This is a genomic window from Thermostichus lividus PCC 6715 (assembly GCF_002754935.1).
Taxonomy (GTDB): Bacteria; Cyanobacteriota; Cyanobacteriia; order Thermosynechococcales; family Thermosynechococcaceae; genus Thermosynechococcus; species Thermosynechococcus lividus.
This window is the reverse complement of sequence record NZ_CP018092.1, coordinates 898,644-916,863: the sequence shown is the minus strand read 5'-3', so window position 1 is coordinate 916,863 and position 18,220 is coordinate 898,644. Positions and strand designations below refer to the sequence as shown.

The following is an 18,220-nucleotide window of genomic DNA, read 5'->3' as shown; positions in this document are numbered from 1 at the left end:
AATTGCTCCTACTTAGGGTAACAAGCATTGCTGCTCCCTGCTATACATCTTAGCGGAGGAATGGCAGAACCCTCAGCACAGATGGTGGTTGGTTATCCGTTCGTTGTGGGCACAATAAGGGCTTCAAACTGCGCTCGAATAGCAGTGGTGACGTCGTTAAGGGCTTGCCGCGCCCCCCGGCGATCGCGGCGATAGAGGGGCCAGTAATGCTCCAAATCAATTGGTTCACCGACACTTAAGCGCACCTGCCGCGGCCCTACTAGCCCATTGACATTCGAGTGCTTTCCTTCGAGCCAATCAAAGGTGCGCCAGAGGATGAGCACCACCTCAGCAAAGCGATCAATACTGGGTTGCTCGCGCACATAGCTGCCGGTCACTGAGGTAAACCGCTCCGCTAAACGCATATGCCGGAGCCGCACATTCGCTTCTTCTGCCAGCCAGTCTGCCAGACAGCGCTCTACGGTAGAAAGCTGATCTAAGTCTCCGCGAAACATTCGCTCCCACGCGGCGTACTCAATGCGCCGACAGCGATCCATAAAATCCTCGCTGGGCTTGAGGCCAAAGTAGTCTTCTGCAACCACAAGGACACTGTGCAACAGCCGCTGCAATCGCGCCGCCAGCTCGGCATTGGCATTCTCAAAGGCTGGCAGCGGGGGAAACTGCTGCCGATAGGACTTGGCATAAAACTCTTCTAAGCAATCTAACAAGTGCATTGCCACGTTAAATAAGCGACGGTACAGCAGTTCTACGTCCGTACCGCTTGCAGTGGTGCCACACCCCAGTCGCTGCTCTAGCTGATCCATGAGGTGCGCAATCCGTGCCCATGAGGGGCTAGCTAGGGTGTATTGAATGCCAATGGGCAAAATCACCACAGGGAGCGATCGCCCGGCTTTGGCTAAATCCTCTAAGCACCAAAACCCCAGTTGAGCCACCCCGGGTTCTAAGGGTGCCACCAATTCATTGTGCTCATTTGTGGCTCCCTCCGGTGCTGCTGCCAAGGGAAATCGCCCCTCCAGTAACAACTCCCGCGCTGCCCGCAACGCTTGGGTATCCAGCTTGCCGCGGATAATGGAACTGCCCCCTAGGCGCGAAAAGAGCCATCCTACCGCCTCTCCCGCCCACAGGGGAATCCCGCGATCGTAGAGAAAATAGCCGTTGGTGGGCGATTTTAAGGGAATCCCGATTTGTCTGGCGGTACGGGGCAATAGGTGCCACATCAGGTAGCCCATGACCAAGGGATCATCGGTACTGGGATGGCGAAACGCCAGCAACAACCGCAGTTGACCGGCTTGAAATTGCTGATAGGTACGTGCCAGGGTCTCAACATTGACCCCCTCTATCTTGCGAAAGCCTAGGCCGTAACGTAAGTACAGCGGTAACAGCCGCGAGCACCCCCACCACACTGGATAACTAAACCGTTGCGGTAAAAAGTGCAACGGGGGACGAGCAGCAGTCACAGCACTAGACATGGGCAGCCTCCTCAGCAGCGGATTAAACCGAGGCAGTTGCTAGCTCGGCAATTAACTGCTCCAGCATAGGCTGATCCGCCCAGTAAACAGCATTACAGAACTGACACGTTGCTTCAGCCTTTGCCTCTGTGGCTAGAATATCCTTTAATTCTGCTTCCCCCAAGAGCTTGAGTGCCGCTAACATCCGTTCTTGGGAACAGCCACAGTGAAAGCGTACCATTTGCCGTTGGGGTAGAATCTGTAGCTCCATATCCCCCAATAATTCCTGAAAAATATCTGGCAAGGTGCGACCGGCCTGTAACAGCGGTGTAAATCCTCGTAAATTGGCAACCCGCTGCTCAAGGGTGGCAATGAGATGCTCATCATTGGCTGCTTTGGGTAAGACTTGCAGCATTAAGCCACCCGCAGCAGTGACCCCCTCTTCGCCAACAAACACTCCAAGCATTAGTGCTGAAGGGGTTTGCTCTGAGGTGGCAAGGTAATAGGTGATATCCTCGGCAATTTCCCCAGAAACCAGTTCGACGGTACTGGAGTAAGGATAGCCGTAGCCCAGATCATGAATCACGTAGAGGTACCCCTGCCCTCCCACGGCGGCACCCACATCTAATTTGCCTTGGGAATTGGGCGGTAACTCCACTTGGGGCTGTTGGACGTAGCCACGCACGGTACCATCACTGCCAGCGTCTGCAAAAATAATTCCCAATGGACCATTGCCCTTGATGCGGAGGTTAACCCGGGCTTGGGGCTGCTTGAAAACTAGAGGCTAAAATGAGGCCTGCTGCCATGGTGCGGCCAAGGGCAGCGGTGGCCACGTAGGACAGTTGGTGTCGCTGCCGAGCGTCATCGGTAAGCTGGGTGGTAATCACCCCTACTGCCCGAATGCCTTCGGCTGCTGCTGTTGCTCGTAACAAAAAGTCCGCCATGATGACCCTACGTTTGCAATCTTTCGTTACATTTAGCATAACTGGCTGTTGAGCCACTGCTCAATTGAGGGTTAGCTTGGGCGTACCTGTAACTCTGCAAATCGCCTGAATCGACGTAAAATAGGGAGACAAGCAGGAATGGGGTTGCACAGTAGTGGTGAATTGGGCAGCAATCAAGGATCAGTCCGCCATGGCGACTCCCTTAACCGTTTTAACTGCGGCAACTGCACTGGCAGAAGGCTCCGTGCTGCCCGAAGGGGGGCTAGTGACCCAGATTCCGACGCTGGCGATCGCCCACCGTTTAAGTGAACAGCTTCAGTCCCATTGGCCTACTACAACAACCGTCAGCCTGATTGATGCCCAGCAGCAGGCGATCGCCCTATCCCTTGGCGACCTCAGCAACCTCACCAGCGCAGAGTGTCCCCTCCAACTCTACCTTCCGCCGCCGTTACCACCGGCTCTTGCTCAGCTGAACCAACTCATCGCAGTGGTACGGCAACTCCGCCATCCAGAAACTGGCTGTCCGTGGGACTTGCAGCAAACCCCCACCAGTTTAATTCCCTACATTCTTGAGGAAGCCTACGAAGTAGTGCATGCCCTACAACAGGAGCAGCCAGCGGCCATTGCTGAAGAATTAGGGGATCTGTTGCTACAGGTGGTGCTACAAAGCCAACTCGCCGCCGAAGCAGATCAATTCACCATAGCTGACGTAGCCCAGCGCATTACCGAGAAACTGATCCGCCGTCATCCCCACGTGTTTGGCACCGTGGAACTCACCACTGCCGAAGACGTACGAGATCAATGGGAGCACATTAAAGCTAGCGAAAAAGGCGAGGAGGCCTCTTTACCCCTCAGTCAAAAACTGCACCGCTATGCCCGTACTCTTCCTCCCCTGATCGCAGGCATCAAAATTGGTGAGCGTGCCAGCCGATCTGGCTTGGACTGGCCGACCATTAGTGGCGCGTGGGAAAAATTCTATGAAGAGCTAGCAGAATTTCAAGAAGCACTGCTGAAGGGCGAACCCAGCCAGCAGGCCGCTGAACTGGGGGATTTACTATTTAGTGTGATTAACCTTGCCCGTTGGTGCCAGCTCGACCCCGTGCAAGCCCTGCAACAGACCTATCAACGTTTTATTCAGCGCCTAGAACTAATTGAAGCAGCGATTGACCGCCCCCTTGAGGATTATAGTTTGGCGGAGCTAGACGCCCTGTGGCAACAGGCAAAGCAGCAGCTTGAGGGAGCGTCTGAGGCTGAGCAACCTGAAGAGCCGCCTATTGAGCAAAGGTGAACGACTCCCGACACTCATCTTCGTTGAGTAAGCACAATTCACACATACAGTGGGGGGCTTCCCGCCGATGTTGCGAAACCCCGTCCCTCTCAAGGGCGGGGAAGTTTACATTACCCATTCCCTGTTAAATGCTCTTTGATTTTAGTGGCGATCCGTGACCCCAAATAGTCTGGAATGAGGTTGCCATTGGGGCCAAGGAGGTACAACAGCAGCCGCACCCGCCCTTGCCAGAGCATAAAGTTAACATTTACCACCAACAGTTCTTCTTGCCAAATAGCATGCATTACTTTATAGAGCAGAGCAGGATGGTTGGTGGACTCGATCAACAGCGCTGGCAGATGAAACACTTGATCCACGTAAAAACTAGTGTTGATTTGGCTGAGTCCTTCCCCGAGGTTAAACTCCACCGCCAGCATTTCTTCGACGGCAAACTCACCGCTAAGGGTTTGCTGCAACGCACGGCGTACACTTTCACTGCGCTTTTTGGACAAAGGGCGACCCTGATCTGACAGCACCAATTTTACGAATACCAGCATCGGTGGCCGTACATGGCCATAAAGAGAGACATTATGAATCGTTAACTTGTAGGCCGCCATCACCCCAAACAGATCACTGAGGAGGTAGGAGTGATTACGGTGGGCAAAGTGGAGAACCGAGCGATCGCCCTCTGGGACAATATAGATAACAGCCTGATTCGTTTTATGGATTTGAAACCCCAGCTTGAGGTTTTGCAGTTGCACATCTCGACCTACAAACTGCTCGTAAAAATCTGGAAACGACCGATTAAACCGCTTCAGAACATCGAGGTTACGGAGTTGAAAATCGGAAACCATAGGTAGAGAGTCGCTATACTATAGCCTAGGCCGGGTTACACTTGGTCACGTCCCAATACTTGGGTTATTCCCATCTCCAGCATACTGGCATGAGCTTCTGGAAATCGCTGTTTAATTCGCAACCATCAACGAGCGCGACAACAACCGCCGTTGGTCTTGGTTCTCAGGCTGCCCTAGAACGGGACAGCAGTACGGAAGGGCAAATTATCTTTAGCAAGGATAAAGAAATTGACGTTTACGAACTTGAGGAGCTGTGTGATGCCGTGGGCTGGTCGCGTCGTCCCATCCGCAAGGTCAAAAAAGCCATCCAGTTCAGCTTCTTGGTAATTTCCATGTGGGAGCAGCGGGGAGCGTATCGGCGCTTAATCGGGTTTTCCCGCGCCACCTCAGATCACGCGTTTAATGCCACTATCTGGGACGTAGTGGTGCACCCTGAGTTTCAGGGGCAGGGGCTAGGCAAAGAACTCATGCGCCAGATGATCAAAGAACTCCGCAGTGAAGACATTAGCAATATCACCCTGTTTGCCGATCCCCACGTCGTTGATTTCTATCGCCAGTTAGGCTTTCGCCCTGATCCTGAGGGGATTAAGGGGATGTTTTGGTATCCGAATTCTCGCTAGGGTCACTAACAGGCTGCTGTGCTTTGTGCCCCTTGCCCACGGCTAAATGTTCTTCTAGTGCTTGGCGCACCAACTGGGCAGTGATGGGTGCCAGCAGGATGCCATTGCGGTAGTGACCGCTGGCTACCCACACCCGCGGCTGAAGTTGCTCAATAACGGGGGCAGGGCGATCGCAGGGTCGCGGACGCAGCCCTTGCCAGTGCCGCAGGAGGGGGGCAGTTTTCAATGCTGGCCAGAGGTGGCTTGCCTGTTCACGCAGGGTTGCTAGGGCTTGGGAATCCCCTGTGGAGCGATCGCCTTCGACGGTTGCCCCCACCCACACCCGGTGTGGATCAACAGGGACAAGGTGAAGATCCTCTGCAGTGAGCACTGGTAAGGTAGGAGGCGCTGCCCAGCCAAACTCAAGGGCTTGCCCCAGTACTGGCTGTAGCAGTACTGGATGATTGATCTGCTGAGCCAAGGGCGTTGTCCCGAGTCCTGCGGCCAAAATCAAGTACTCCGTTGTTAAGGTGCCTGTTTCAAGGCGTAACTGTAGCGGCTGCTCCCCGGCCTGTTTGACCTCAAGCACTTTACTGTGGTACCAAAATTCTACGCCTTGCTGTTGGGCAGCTTGGCGCAATGCTGCGGTGAGGCGGCGGGGATGCACTTGGCGATCGCCCTTTGCCCAGAGGGCACCGTGCACCACTTGGGGATTGATCATCGGAAACTCAGAGACCACTGCCGCTGGCTCCAGCCATTCTAAGGAGGGGTCGCTATGGATTGCTAGCCATGACTGAGTGGCGATCGCCGCCTCTGGGGTTGTCAAGACCTCTAGAATCCCCCGCCGTTGGTAAGGAATCTCTACGCCTGTGGCCGCCTCCAGTTCAGGGATGAGGGTGTCATAGCGTGCCAAACTTGCCTGTCGCAGTTGAAAATTGCGCCCCCGCCGCCGCCGACTCAGCTGCACAATTAAGACCCCAAGGGCAGCGCCAGTAGCCGCAAACTCAGTCTCTGAGCGAGCTTCAAGGACAACAATAGCAGCGCTCAGAGCGCGGCTGAGTTCGTAGGCGATCGCCGCGCCAATCACCCCAGCCCCAACGATCGTAATCGTGGCCGTTGTTTTCACATTGTTGCCACGTTATTCAACAACTCCCAATTTTCGTTTTCGGCAATGGCACGGCTGATGCGATCAAACCAAGCAAAACAATGGTTGTCTTTTTTGAGGGTTAACTCTTTATTTTTGAGCACCAAGTCAAACGTAGTCACGTCTGACTGGGCGGTTGCGTTATCAATCAGCACTTCCACCGTGACCAGTTGCGACATAGAGACATCATCGAGGTCAGTTTCTCGGGCAACAACATAATCCTCACCGACGTGCATCACCGTCAGCTCGCAGGACTGTAATGTTTGCACTAACTGTTCCTTCAGCCGTGCTCGGGGCAGTGCAATAGTGACAACACGAGCATATCGAGCCATAATCGTACAGTGGTAAGCCGTTTATTCGCAAACAGTGGTTCCAGTGTAATGGGTGTATGCCCAACTTGACGAGCCAACCCTCAGCCATCACTAGAAATTGGGGTTTACTGATCACTATGACTGCTGCTAACACCCCAAGGAGGACTGGAGATGCTAAGACAGGATGCCGCGATTATACCAAAACTTTACTCAATGTCATCCTGATTCATGCAATCTGTGTCTAAGGTGATCGCGGTGCCCGCTCGGGGATCGTTTATTGTGCTGGAAGGGGGTGAAGGAGCCGGCAAAACAACCCAACTCCAAGAGATTGCCCAATGGTTGCAGGCCAGTGGATGGCTGGCAAAACTCCGTAGTCGTGGCATTGACCCGCCGCTGGTGGTTACCCGCGAACCCGGAGGAACTGCCCTTGGGCAAGATCTGCGCCACCTGCTGTTGCACACCACAATGGAGATTGCCCCCCTTAGTGAATTACTGCTGTACGCCGCCGATCGCGCCCAGCATGTGGCCACCTGCATTCAACCCCAGTTAGCCCAAGGCGGAATTGTTTTGTGCGATCGCTTTACCGCCTCAACCGTGGCTTATCAAGGCTATGGTCGCGGTTTAGATTTAGCCTTAATTGATCAGGTCAACCGCATTGCCACTGCTGGAGTGGTGCCGGATCTGGTGTTGTGGCTTGATGTCCCCCCGCAAGTGGGTCTAGAGCGCAGTCGCCAGCGGGGGAGGAGCGATCGCTTTGAGCAAACAGCACTTGCGTTTCATGAGCGGGTGCAAGCAGGATTTGCTGCCCAAGCTGCCGCTGGGGGCGATCGCTGGCAACGAATTCAGGCAGATGCCCCTCCAGAGGTGATCCGTCAGGCCATTCAAACCTGTGTGGATCAGCATCTACGGCAGTGGTATGACTAGCACTCAAGTGCTTGAAAATGCTGATCGATAATTAATTCATAATTATTTGTTGCATTTGTAACCAAATCATCGCAGTTTGGCTACTTTTTTCTGTCTTTCTTTACCAAACTCAGCACCCGTGGCTGATGCTAACTTAGCCAAGCTTCAGAGCTGTGCTGGGCACATCTTCCCAAGAGGTGACCGTACGTAACCGAACCTGCCAACCCGCTGCCTTTTGCGCCGGTGTGAGATTTTTTTCAAATGACTGTACACACTCTTGGGCTTGAGCCTCATCACAGCAAGCGATACAGGCGTAGAGCAGACCCGATGGGTCAATTTGTTCACTTACCCATATCGTCATGCTTGGCTCCCTTACAGTCAGTGTGAATGATTAGAGGTATTGTACAGATGACCAAGTCGTGATTTTCCAGCCGGTTAGACGCATTCGTCAAGAGTTTATAGGAAACCTACGCCATAACTGTTACAGGAACACCAGACTTCTGTAGCTGTTTGGTGAATTGCGGCAGGATACGTTGGCATTGATTGATGAAGGCCGCTAGCCACCCTTCTAGATGTTCTAGCTGTTCTTGCGTTAAGTAGATGTCGCGGGTGGATTGATAAGACTGGCACAGAACGTGACCCTCATTGTTAATACTAAAGTCAGCAAACCAGCTACTGTAGGGACGAGTCCCCCGCCAATAGTTAGCAACAATCATTTTGCCCAAATATTTTTGCGCTACATCCCCTACTTTGTTAAATTGATCGAGTACCTCTGCCAACGTTAAGGCTTTGGTGGCAGCATGGCTATCGGCATCAGAGACCATCTCCTGCAACGGTAGCGTTATCTCTGTTACCTCATCATCATTTTTGGGCACTAAGCCCATGAGGGCAAAGAGTTTGTTTTCAAGGTTGGCCAGATAACTGTTGTAGGTTTGGCCATTTCGGCTCAGGGTTTGGTGCATGCGAACAATCAGATCAATTTCTGCTAACTTAGTGGTTGCCAGAGATTCTAGCCGCGCCAATTGATCGGCAAAGCCTTGACTGTCAGTATCGGTAGCACTGACGTTCAAGCCAAGCAATTCAGCACGCTCGGCAAGGAGGCGCCGAATATAGTAACGGGTCATTGGGGTGAGCGACATAGCGAACCTCGCGCAATCGTTAGAAACACAGCTTGTAAACTTTTGTAAACTAGCGTAACACGGCTCCTGCAGTTTACGCAAAACCGGTAAAGTACCGTCCGGCATTATTCATCAAGTATTTTGGTCAAAATCGGGGTTGCTGCTAGAGGACGTTACGAACAACGGGGTTGTTCCAAAGGTACAAGAGAACAGGATGTAGGTCTTAGGATTTACTGTAGGTGATATGCTGGCCTATTGGTTGCGTGCTTTTACGGAAATTCACCTCAATTCCCTCACCTTTTACGGAAATTCATCTCAATCCCCCCAACCCGTTACGTTTTGTAATCCCTTCCATAATCCAGTACACTGACTGGCATTGAACCTTTTTTGTACCAAGGTCATGACTCAAACCGCTTGGTTAGAACTGGTCAAGTCGGTGAGTGAGCACGGTTTCCAGTTGCCTGCCACCGGCCTCACCATTGGCCGTGCCCCAGATAACACCATTGTCCTTAACGATGTGGCGGTTTCGCGCTACCATGCTCGCTTTGAATGGCATGATGGCCAGGTACACATTGTTGACCTTGAAAGTAAAGCGGGCACGCAGCTCAATGGCCAACCCTTGGTACCTCATACACCAATTCCCCTTGAGGACGCAGATTTAATTACCCTTGGCAACTCGGCGCTGCGGTTTCGCCTCGTGTGGCAGTATCAAGAGTATCAACCCCGAGCCACGGAAATCAGCCAAGATGTAGAAGTGCCTGTCATTGAGGTACACACCAAGACGTGGCGGCAACGCTGGGGGTTATCGGAGGTCACGAGTTTGCTGGGCACCCATCCAGCCTGTGATGTGGTGGTGGATGTGCCAGAGGTACTGCCCTGCCATCTGCGGCTAAAGAGGGTGGACAATCACTTGCAGGTGGTCGATCTGAGTGATCCGAACCCTGCAATGAATGTGTGGTTGGGCAATGGCGACAGCTACGCCTTAACAGAGTATGTCAGTCTTAGCTTTTTGGGGCAGGAGTTACCGGATCGCATTGATACGCAGCGGCATGCGGTGGTGTTTAGTCCGGCAACTGAGCTGCGCTTGACGGGCACAGCGACGGTACTCGCTATTCCAGAGGCTGATGCAACTGCAACGGTGCCTGTCAAGACGATTTCGCTGCTAGGTTATACCACCTTTACGATTGGTCGAGATCCCAGTAATGATCTGGTGATTGAGCATCCGACGGTGTCTCGCCACCACGCTAAGATTGAGCGCCGCCATAGTGACTTTATCCTTACAGACTTAGGTTCTAGTAACGGCACGTTTGTCAATGGTCGGGAGGTGGAGGAGCCAATTTTACTGCGGGTCGGCGACAGTATCCGCATTGGTAGCGATCGCCTAGTCTTAAATGTTGATGAAACCCTGACCCAGTATGCTGAGTCGGGTCACATGCGCCTAGATGCAGTGAACCTGAGTAAGGTGGTGGGCAAGGGCACTAAAATTCTCCACGATATTTCGCTGTCGATTCTGCCTAAGGAGTTTGTGGCTATCTTAGGCCCAAGCGGCAGTGGTAAATCCACTCTCTTGGATGCGCTCAACGGTCTGCGCCCTGCCACCAGTGGCACGGTGATGGTGAATGGTACAAATTTTTACCGCAACTATCAAGCCTTCCAAGCCCAACTGGGGTATGTGCCACAGCGGAATATTATCCACGAAGAGCTAACGATTGCCCAAGCCCTAGACTATGCAGCGCGGTTACGGATGCCTCCAGACACGACCGCAGCCGAACGGGCACAACGGGTTACGGCGGTCTTAGCAGAGCTAGGCTTAAGCCATCGTCGGAATGTTCCCATTAACCGCTTAAGTGGAGGGCAGCAGCGCCGGGTGTGTATTGGGGCGGAACTGCTGACCCAACCCAGTCTCTTTTTCCTAGATGAAGCCACCTCTGGCTTGGATCCGGGTACGGAAGCAGACATGATGTTTTTGTTGCGGCAGTTGGCGGATCAAGGCCGTACGATTTTAATTATTACCCATGCTACCCAAAATATTCGTGAGTGCGATCTGGTGGTGTATATGGCGGAGGGGGACGGCTTGCCTATTTTGGGCCACCGGATCAGTTACTGCCCTATTTTCGGGCGACCTTTGGCGATCGCTTCAGTGGCATTAAGCTGGAAGATTTTTCTGGGATTTATCGCGCTCTTGACAAGGAGAAAAACCCCAATGCCCCCAGTTCCGAGGAACTGGAGCAAGCTTACCGGCGATCGCGCCTCTACCAAGAATACGTGGTCGGGCGGCAGCAGGTGCTCGCTCACACCACTGATGACTCCCAACGTCGCCCCCGTAGCAGCCAACGCCGATCTAAGGAGCCCAAGTCAAAAATTTCGGCATGGCAGCAGTTTTGGATTTTGACGCAGCGCAACCTGACGATTTTGGGGCAGGATCGCAGTAACCTGCTGCTGACGCTGTTGATTGCACCCCTGTTGGGTAGCCTTAGTTTTGTCTCGTGGCAGCGCAATCTTTTCAATCCGGACACTGGGAACGCTGGCCAAGCCCTGACGATGATCTTTGTCACTAGTTTGATTGCGGTGATGATTGGGGCAATGACGACCATGCGGGAGCTGGTCAAGGAAGTGGAGGTGTACCGCCGCGAGCGCATGATTGGACTGCGAGTTTTGCCCTATATTGCCTCGAAGGTGGCGATCGCCCTCGGCCTTGCCCTTTACCAAGCTGCCACTTATCTATTGGTGACAAAGCTGGCCGTGATTTTACCGGGCGACTGGTCAACGACCGTTGCCATGTACATTACCCTTGCCCTAGCAATTTTTGGGGGGATGGCTATGGGGCTATTAGTCTCTGCGCTTGCGCCTAGCCAAAATATTGTGCCTCTACTCGTGTTGATGTTTTTGGTGCCGCAAATTATTTTTAGTGGTGGCATCCAGCCGGTAGCGTCCTTTGGCTTACCTGGCCAGATAATTAACCATCTCACAGTGATTAAGTGGCCGTTTGAGGCAATGGTCAAGTTAACCGGTATGGGAGATGACATAGCCAACGATCCCTGCTGGTTGGAACCGGAAGACGAGCGGGAAAAAATGACAGAAGCCATGCAGCGGGATTTTTGCCTTTGCTATGGCCCCGGTCTCTTTAAAACCTGTAACTTTCCGGGTATTCGCGCCAAGTACGTGCCTGAGGTGGATGAACCCGCCCCACCGCGTCCCGAATCTCCCGGAGATCCGCCCAGTGATCCACTAGAACTACAGGACTATATGAGGCGGCTGCAAGCCTATCAGGAGGCGATGGATGAGTGGGAGCTGAAGTACTCGGCATGGAATCGCCAACGTAGTCGTGCCATTAATGAGGCTCAAGGTATCATTAGCCGCTTCCAGCGCGATCAAGGCTATATGTTTAGCGTTGATGTTCGCCAGCACTGGCGTAATCAGGCAATTTTAATTTTGGCGATGCTTGTTGCTCTGCCCTTCTGCCAGAAACGCCGTGACTTTGGCCATTGAAGCGGGCAGACGGAATCGAACCGACAACATTAGCTTGGAAGGCTAAGGTTTTACCATTAAACTATGCCCGCACATTATGCACAGACTATTAACCTACCATAGCGATGGGGCGATCGCCAATCTTGGCCCCCTTGAGCTGCCCGTTCGCCATTTGTGCCAGTGCGGAACTGTGCTGGACAGAGACCCCAACGCAGCTATCAGCATTGTGGAGCTAGGTTGACGGACTGTGGGGCACACAGGACCTTACGCCGGTGGAGAGGAGGCCGCTACTCATCTTCTGGAGACAGCGGTTGAGCACGTCACCTCGTTGACGCAGGAACCTTCATCGGCGACGATGGAATCCCCTTCCTGAGCGCAGCGAAGGCAGAGGGGGATGTCAATCAACCTGTGCTGCCTGAGTGACTGCATCCAGTAGTGCCTTGTGCAGTTCCTCAGTGAGCTGTTGTGCCCGCTGTTTAAGGGGTTGGCGATCGCAACCGTTGCGCTCTACCCATAGCGGCGGTGCAATATAAACGCTGACCCGACAGCGAAATTGAGGGCAGGGAGTATAAACAATACCAACCGGGAAAATGGGAATAGGGCGATCGCCTTGTGCTTGCAGTACCAGTCGAGCCAGCCCAGGTTTGAGTGGACGTACTGGTAATTCCCGCTCGATCCCGCCCTCTGGAAACAGAACTAAGGGCTGTCCGGTTTTGAGAATCTCGAGGGCATGGCGCAGGCTACTGGCTTGGGGGCGATTGAGGTTAATGGAAAACGCCCCTAAACGACGAATAAACCATCCCTGCACCCCCCTAAACTCAATGGCATTGGTCATAAACCGCAGCGGACGGAACCACACCAACGCCAGAATCACCGGATCCCAACGGCTATAGTGCTTGGGTGCCAACACAAAGCCGCCATCCTTGGGCAATTGTTCGCGGCCAACAATCGTAATCTTGGCAAAATAGAACCACAATAGGAGGCGGTGAAATGGCCAGAGTCCCCAGTATAGCCACGGCACAATTCTAGAGGTTGTTTGCGACGTGTTTTGTTCCGCCATGCATTCGTCTCCGTAGCCACCCCCACTACAATAGTAGGCCTGTAGCCTATTAACGCTTCGGTACTGTCCAGTGTCTCAACCTAGCCATCGTTTTGATGCCCGCGTTTGGGGGCAATTTATTACTATTGCCCAGCCCTATTTCTTCCCGCGCGATCGCCGCGGCAGCAGCGGCATCTTTATTCTGCTGCTCTTTTTAGTGATTGCGCTGATGTTTGGGTGTCTCTTTGCCCTAACGGCGGCTGTGACCTTTGGTCTCAATGCCCTTGCCCCGGAACTAATGGGGCAAATTGCTGGCGGCTTAATGGATCTCATCCGCTCACTTTGGTCTGATCCCTTCAGCCGTAGCCTCATCCTTGCCACGGTTATCGTGCCCCTTGGGGTGTTTGTGCTCTTACGCCGCGACCTCCTCCCCCGCTGGCAAGCGTGGACCCTATTAGGGCTATTGCTAATGCTGTCGCTGTCCGTGAGTGGCCTCAACGTCATTATCAGCTTTGTGGGGCGATTCTTCCAGACGGCACTGGCGGAAAAAAATGCGGATACCTACTGGCGGTTTCTTGGCGTGTATGCTGGGGTGTTTGTCGTGGGCACCCCCATTGTCGTGATTTACCGCTATGTGCGCGAGTACTTGGGGCTATGCTGGCGGGATTGGCTGACACGCCACTTCTTGGATCGCTATTTTCAAAACCGCTCCTACTATGCCATTGAAAATGCCAGTGACATTGATAACCCTGACCAACGGATCACCGAAGATATTCGCTCCTTTACCCAAACCTCTTTGCAGTTTTTGTTGATTATCCTCAGCGATATTATTGACTTAGTTGCCTTTAGTGGCATTCTCTGGAGTATCTCCCAGACCCTGACCCTAACCCTGATTGGTTATGCGGTGGTCGGTACGGTTGTGACGATTCTCATCGGCCAACGCTTAATTCGCCTCAATTTTAACCAACTGCGCCGTGAAGCTGATTTCCGCTATGGCTTGGTACATGTGCGCGATAACGCTGAGTCCATCGCCTTTTACCGCGGCGAAGCCCAAGAATCGCTACAGGTGCGTCAACGGTTCATTGAAGTGCTCCGTAACTTTAATCTGCTCATTGGCTGGCAGCGAAACCTTGACTTCTTTACAACTGCCTACAATTACTTTGTGATTATTGTTCCCGCTGCGGTTGTGGCACCGCGCTATTTTGCTGGCGAAATCGACTTTGGTGCCATTAGTCAGGCTAGTTTTGCGTTTTCCCAAGTTTTAGGCTCCCTCTCGATTATTGTGAACCAATTTGCAAACTTGAGTGGCTTTATCGCGGGTATCGAGCGCTTAGCGGAGTTTAATGATGCCCTAGTCACACCAGTGTCGCTTGGTGAATCGCAAATTGAGCTGGTGGAGCAGCCGCGCTTTGCCCTAGAGAAGGTCACCATCGCAACCCCCAATTTGGCACGGCAGTTGGTACAAGACGTAACGTTTGCCTTAGATAGCGGCGAAAGTGTCGTGATTATGGGGCCCAGTGGGGTCGGTAAAAGTTCAATGCTGCGGGCGATCGCTGGTCTATGGCAAAGTGGTAGTGGCCGCATTATCCGACCCCCCATCAGTGACGTTCTCTTTTTGCCCCAGCGACCCTATATGGTTTTGGGAACCCTACGAACCCAGTTACTCTATCCGGGGGGCGATCGCGATACTAGCGATGATGGGTTACTCTATGCACTTGCGCAGGTGAATTTAGAACACTTACCGGATCGTGTGGGCGGGTTTGATGTGGAGCTAGCTTGGGATGACGTGCTGTCTCTTGGAGAGCAACAGCGGTTGGCGATCGCCCGTTTGCTACTCAACAAGCGTCCCTATGCCATTTTGGACGAGGCCACTAGCGCCCTTGACCTTGACAATGAGCAGCGCGTTTATGCGCATATTCAACGGATCGCCCATAATTACATTAGTGTTGGCCACCGCGAAAGCTTAATTCAATACCACACTTATATTCTCGAACTTAAGAGTAATCAGGCGTGGGAGTTTCGCCCAGCTCATTAAGGCTGTAAAATCCTAAAAATTTCCCGTTGCAGCGCGAGCCATTTGACCTAAGATGGTGGAAACTTCAACGATCCCCTTGATCTCCTGCGGTTATCCCCCAGCGTATTGGTAGGCAAACTTTCTATGGCAATTGGTTATTTAGCACTGGTTTTGCACGCTCACCTCCCCTTTGTTCGTCACCCAGAGAGCGACTACGTTCTAGAAGAAGAATGGCTCTTTGAAGCCATTACCGAAACCTACGTTCCCCTCCTGTGGATGTTTGAAGGTCTCAAGCGGGATGGCGTAGATTTCAAAATCACCATGAGCATGACCCCGCCCCTCATTTCAATGCTGCGGGATCCGCTCCTGCAAGAGCGCTACGATCAACACCTTGCCCAGCTAGAAGAGTTAGCCGAGCTAGAAGTTGAACGGAATACCTTTAATGGTCACATTCGCTATCTGGCGGAGCACTACGCCCAAGAGTTTAACCGCGTGCGTCAAACGTGGGAACGCTACGATCGCGATCTGGTTACGGCGTTCAAGCAATTTCAAGACTCCAATAACCTTGAAATTATTACCTGTGGTGCCACCCACGGCTACTTGCCGCTGATGAAAATGTACCCCCAAGCGGTGTGGGCGCAGTTACAAGTGGCCTGCGAACACTACGAGCAAACGTTTGGCCGTCCGCCCAAGGGCATTTGGTTGCCGGAGTGTGCTTACTACGAAGGCTTAGAGCGGATGCTAGCAGATGCGGGGCTGCGCTATTTTATTACCGATGGGCATGGGATTCTCTACGGTCGCCCCCGCCCTCGGTTTGGCACCTACGCGCCTATTTTTACCGAAACAGGGGTAGCTGCCTTTGGCCGCGATCACGAGTCATCGCAGCAGGTGTGGTCTTCGGAGGTGGGTTACCCAGGGGCAGCAGAGTATCGTGAATTCTACAAAGATTTGGGCTGGGAGGCGGAGTACGAGTACATTAAGCCCTACATTATGCCCAATGGCCAGCGCAAAAATACCGGCATTAAGTACCACAAAATCACTGGCCGTGGCTTGGGGTTAGGGGACAAGCAACTCTACGATCCCTACTGGGCGCGGGAAAAAGCTGCAGAGCACGCGGCTAATTTTATGTTTAACCGCGAAAACCAAATTCGTTATCTACATCACCTGATGCAACGGCCACCCATCGTTGTCTCTCCCTACGATGCCGAGCTTTACGGACACTGGTGGTACGAAGGCCCGTGGTTTTTAGACTTTCTGTTCCGCAAAGTGTGGTTTGACCAAGATACCTTTGCCATGACCCATCTAGCAGACTACCTACGCGCCCACCCCACCCAGCAGGTGTGTCGCCCCTCCCAATCGAGTTGGGGGTATAAAGGCTTCCATGAGTACTGGTTAAATGACACCAATGCGTGGATTTATCCCCACCTGCACAAAGCAGCAGAGCGAATGATTGAACTGGCGAAAGGGGAGCCGTGGGATGAACTCAGTTGGCGTGCCCTCAACCAAGCGGCTCGTGAGTTGCTGCTAGCGCAATCCTCGGACTGGGCGTTTATCATGCGCACTGGGACAATGGTGCCCTATGCGGTTCGCCGCACCCGCAGTCACCTCACCCGCTTCCATAAGCTCTACGACGATATCAAGGCTCAAAAAATTGATGCGGGCTGGCTCGAAAAAGTCGAGGCGATTGATAATATCTTTCCCCAAATCAATTACCGGGTTTATCGCCCTCTTTAATAGCGGCATACGGTTTTAATATTCACAAACTCGAGAATCCCCGCCCGTCCCAGTTCTCGGCCATAGCCCGATCGCTTGGTGCCGCCAAAGGGTAAGCGGGGGTCAGACTTGACCATGCCGTTGATAAAGACGGCTCCTGCCTCTAGATCTCGAATCAGGCGATCGCCTTCGCTGGCGTCTGCTGTCCAAGCACTGGCTCCCAAACCAAAGGGGGTGGCATTGGCCAGTTCGATGGCCGCGTCTAGAGAGCTAACTCGAAATAGGAGCGCAACCGGCCCAAAAAACTCCTGCACAAATACCGGATTGTCGCGGCTAATCTCCGCCAAGAGGGTTGGAGGATAAAAATACCCCTGCTGACAGTGGGGGGGCAACTCTCCCTGATAAATCAGCTTGGCACCATGAGCTAGCGCCAGTTCCACTTGGGTGCGCAGTTCCTCGCGGATCGTGGCCGTGGCCAAGGGCCCCAGTTGCGTGGCAGGGTCAACCGGATCCCCTATCCGCCATGCGTCAAATGCTGCTTGTAGGCCTGCCACAAAAGCATCATAAACGGCGGTATGGACAATGAACCGTTTGGCGGCAATACAGGACTGGCCATTATTGATCATCCGTGCCTTAACAGCGGTGGCGATCGCCCGGGGTAGATCCGCGCTGGGGAGCACAATAAACGGATCGCTGCCCCCTAACTCCAAGACGGTTTTCTTAATGTGCTGGGATGCGGCCACGGCCAAACTGATGCCGGCAGGTTCACTACCCGTGAGGGTGGCCGCCCGAATGCGCCGATCCGCCAGCAAAGCGGCAACACGACCCGCAGGAATGAGGAGGGTTTGAAAGGCTCCCACTGGAATCCCTGCGGCGGCAAACAGGTCGGCGATCGCCAGGGCACACTGGGGTACATTGGAGGCGTGTTTGAGCAGTGCCACATTGCCTGCCATTAGCGCTGGTGCCGCAAAGCGAAACACCTGCCAAAAGGGGAAATTCCAAGGCATCACCGCCAAAATAATGCCAAGAGGCTGATAGTGTATAGCGCTGTAGGTAGCGTCTGTAGCCACTATCTCCGGTGCTAAAAATGCCTCTGCCTGCTCTGCGTAATACCGACAGACCCACGCACACTTTTCCACCTCTGCGATGGCTTCCGTAATGGGTTTGCCCATTTCAAGGGTCATTAACTGTGCCAAGGATTGGCATTGCTGCTCTAAAAGAGCGGCTGCCGCTAACAGCCAGTGCGATCGCTGTTGAAAGGTTGTCTGACGATAGCTTTCAAAGGCAGTGGCTGCTCGCTTCAAACAGGCCTGTAGTTCTGCTTCACTCAGGGGACAAAAGGTTTTAACCACTTCCCCCGTGGTGGGATTAACAGACGCGATTGCCATGATTAAAATT

14 protein-coding genes, 1 tRNA gene and 2 pseudogenes are annotated in these 18,220 nt (G+C 53.2%); 7 read left to right on the top strand and 10 right to left on the bottom strand.

Translation table 11 applies throughout. From position 1 onward, the window contains the following. Positions 1-92 precede the first annotated feature (92 nt). Both BRW62_RS04605 and hslO read right to left on the bottom strand, forming a co-directional pair. Positions 93-1,469: a 1-acyl-sn-glycerol-3-phosphate acyltransferase gene (locus tag BRW62_RS04605; protein ID WP_099798474.1), complete on the bottom strand. Its 1,377-nt coding sequence runs from the start codon at positions 1,467-1,469 to the stop codon at positions 93-95. Between the two features lie 22 nt (positions 1,470-1,491). Next, positions 1,492-2,392, bottom strand: a pseudogene (hslO, locus tag BRW62_RS04600) (Hsp33 family molecular chaperone HslO). 190 nt (positions 2,393-2,582) lie between these two features. On the opposite strand from hslO, the gene mazG reads away from it, so the two are divergent. Further along, entirely contained in the window at positions 2,583-3,680 is a 1,098-nt protein-coding gene (mazG, locus tag BRW62_RS04595) for a nucleoside triphosphate pyrophosphohydrolase (RefSeq protein ID WP_099799833.1), read from the top strand. A 110-nt stretch (positions 3,681-3,790) separates the two neighbouring features. Here the strand turns inward: mazG and BRW62_RS04590 are convergent, their stop codons facing one another. Then, on the bottom strand, positions 3,791-4,513 hold the full coding sequence (locus tag BRW62_RS04590; RefSeq protein ID WP_099798473.1) for an ACT domain-containing protein: 723 nt from the start codon (positions 4,511-4,513) through the stop codon (positions 3,791-3,793). A gap of 89 nt (positions 4,514-4,602) precedes the next feature. Between BRW62_RS04590 and BRW62_RS04585 the strand changes: the two genes are divergently transcribed. Then, the gene (locus BRW62_RS04585) at positions 4,603-5,133 is read left to right on the top strand and encodes a GNAT family N-acetyltransferase (protein WP_099798472.1); all 531 of its coding nucleotides are present in this window, start codon (positions 4,603-4,605) and stop codon (positions 5,131-5,133) included. On the opposite strand, the gene BRW62_RS04580 is transcribed toward BRW62_RS04585, so the two are convergent. After that, positions 5,099-6,238: an NAD(P)/FAD-dependent oxidoreductase gene (locus BRW62_RS04580; protein WP_099798471.1), complete on the bottom strand. Its 1,140-nt coding sequence runs from the start codon at positions 6,236-6,238 to the stop codon at positions 5,099-5,101. The genes BRW62_RS04585 and BRW62_RS04580 overlap by 35 nt on opposite strands. Continuing rightward, positions 6,235-6,588 carry a hypothetical protein gene (locus BRW62_RS04575; protein WP_099798470.1) on the bottom strand — a complete coding sequence of 118 codons (354 nt, stop codon included), beginning with the start codon at positions 6,586-6,588 and terminating at the stop codon, positions 6,235-6,237. Before BRW62_RS04575 ends, BRW62_RS04580 begins: the two co-directional genes overlap by 4 nt. 225 nt (positions 6,589-6,813) lie before the next feature. Here BRW62_RS04575 and tmk point away from each other — a divergent pair, with 225 nt between their 5' ends. Beyond that, a complete protein-coding gene (gene tmk, locus BRW62_RS04570; RefSeq protein ID WP_376787931.1) occupies positions 6,814-7,491 on the top strand; it encodes a dTMP kinase in 678 nt (225 codons plus the stop codon). Between the two features lie 133 nt (positions 7,492-7,624). On the opposite strand, the gene BRW62_RS04565 is transcribed toward tmk, so the two are convergent. Further along, positions 7,625-7,831, bottom strand: a complete 207-nt coding sequence (locus BRW62_RS04565; RefSeq protein WP_099798468.1) for a glycogen debranching protein — start codon at positions 7,829-7,831, stop codon at positions 7,625-7,627. Positions 7,832-7,937: 106 nt separating this feature from the next. Next, a complete protein-coding gene (locus tag BRW62_RS04560) occupies positions 7,938-8,609 on the bottom strand; it encodes a hypothetical protein (RefSeq protein WP_099798467.1) in 672 nt (223 codons plus the stop codon). 379 nt (positions 8,610-8,988) lie between these two features. Here BRW62_RS04560 and BRW62_RS15480 point away from each other — a divergent pair. Continuing rightward, positions 8,989-12,077: pseudogene (locus BRW62_RS15480) on the top strand (FHA domain-containing protein). On the opposite strand, the gene BRW62_RS04550 reads toward BRW62_RS15480, so the two are convergent. Beyond that, positions 12,078-12,148, bottom strand: a tRNA-Gly gene (locus BRW62_RS04550). A 5-nt stretch (positions 12,149-12,153) separates the two neighbouring features. On the opposite strand from BRW62_RS04550, the gene BRW62_RS13040 reads away from it, so the two are divergent. Further along, positions 12,154-12,297, top strand: coding sequence for a hypothetical protein (locus tag BRW62_RS13040; RefSeq protein WP_157768327.1), 144 nt, complete (start codon positions 12,154-12,156; stop codon positions 12,295-12,297). Positions 12,298-12,453: 156 nt separating this feature from the next. Here BRW62_RS13040 and BRW62_RS04545 read toward each other — a convergent pair whose 3' ends face one another. Then, positions 12,454-13,116 (bottom strand): lysophospholipid acyltransferase family protein, encoded by a 663-nt coding sequence (locus BRW62_RS04545; RefSeq protein ID WP_099798466.1) that lies wholly within the window; start codon positions 13,114-13,116, stop codon positions 12,454-12,456. 70 nt (positions 13,117-13,186) lie between these two features. On the opposite strand from BRW62_RS04545, the gene BRW62_RS04540 reads away from it, so the two are divergent. Together BRW62_RS04540 and BRW62_RS04535 are read left to right on the top strand one after the other, a co-directional pair. After that, positions 13,187-15,130, top strand: coding sequence for an ABC transporter ATP-binding protein/permease (locus tag BRW62_RS04540; RefSeq protein WP_198406160.1), 1,944 nt, complete (start codon positions 13,187-13,189; stop codon positions 15,128-15,130). 123 nt (positions 15,131-15,253) lie between these two features. Continuing rightward, entirely contained in the window at positions 15,254-16,843 is a 1,590-nt protein-coding gene (locus BRW62_RS04535) for a glycoside hydrolase family 57 protein (protein WP_099798465.1), read from the top strand. On the opposite strand, the gene BRW62_RS04530 is transcribed toward BRW62_RS04535, so the two are convergent. Further along, positions 16,840-18,210: an NAD-dependent succinate-semialdehyde dehydrogenase gene (locus tag BRW62_RS04530; RefSeq protein ID WP_099798464.1), complete on the bottom strand. Its 1,371-nt coding sequence runs from the start codon at positions 18,208-18,210 to the stop codon at positions 16,840-16,842. The genes BRW62_RS04535 and BRW62_RS04530 overlap by 4 nt on opposite strands. Between the last annotated feature and the right edge of the window lie 10 nt (positions 18,211-18,220).

Excerpts from the sequence above, each read along its gene's own strand:
- BRW62_RS04605 (WP_099798474.1), bottom strand. The coding sequence starts at position 1,469 with ATGTCTAGTGCTGTGACTGCTGCTCGTCCCCCGTTGCACTTTTTACCG.
- mazG (WP_099799833.1), top strand. The coding sequence starts at position 2,583 with ATGGCGACTCCCTTAACCGTTTTAACTGCGGCAACTGCACTGGCAGAA.
- BRW62_RS04590 (WP_099798473.1), bottom strand. The coding sequence starts at position 4,513 with ATGGTTTCCGATTTTCAACTCCGTAACCTCGATGTTCTGAAGCGGTTT.
- BRW62_RS04585 (WP_099798472.1), top strand. The coding sequence starts at position 4,603 with ATGAGCTTCTGGAAATCGCTGTTTAATTCGCAACCATCAACGAGCGCG.
- BRW62_RS04575 (WP_099798470.1), bottom strand. The coding sequence starts at position 6,588 with ATGGCTCGATATGCTCGTGTTGTCACTATTGCACTGCCCCGAGCACGG.
- BRW62_RS04565 (WP_099798468.1), bottom strand. The coding sequence starts at position 7,831 with ATGACGATATGGGTAAGTGAACAAATTGACCCATCGGGTCTGCTCTAC.
- BRW62_RS04560 (WP_099798467.1), bottom strand. The coding sequence starts at position 8,609 with ATGTCGCTCACCCCAATGACCCGTTACTATATTCGGCGCCTCCTTGCC.
- BRW62_RS13040 (WP_157768327.1), top strand. The coding sequence starts at position 12,154 with ATGCACAGACTATTAACCTACCATAGCGATGGGGCGATCGCCAATCTT.
- BRW62_RS04545 (WP_099798466.1), bottom strand. The coding sequence starts at position 13,116 with ATGGCGGAACAAAACACGTCGCAAACAACCTCTAGAATTGTGCCGTGG.
- BRW62_RS04535 (WP_099798465.1), top strand. The coding sequence starts at position 15,254 with ATGGCAATTGGTTATTTAGCACTGGTTTTGCACGCTCACCTCCCCTTT.
- BRW62_RS04530 (WP_099798464.1), bottom strand. The coding sequence starts at position 18,210 with ATGGCAATCGCGTCTGTTAATCCCACCACGGGGGAAGTGGTTAAAACC.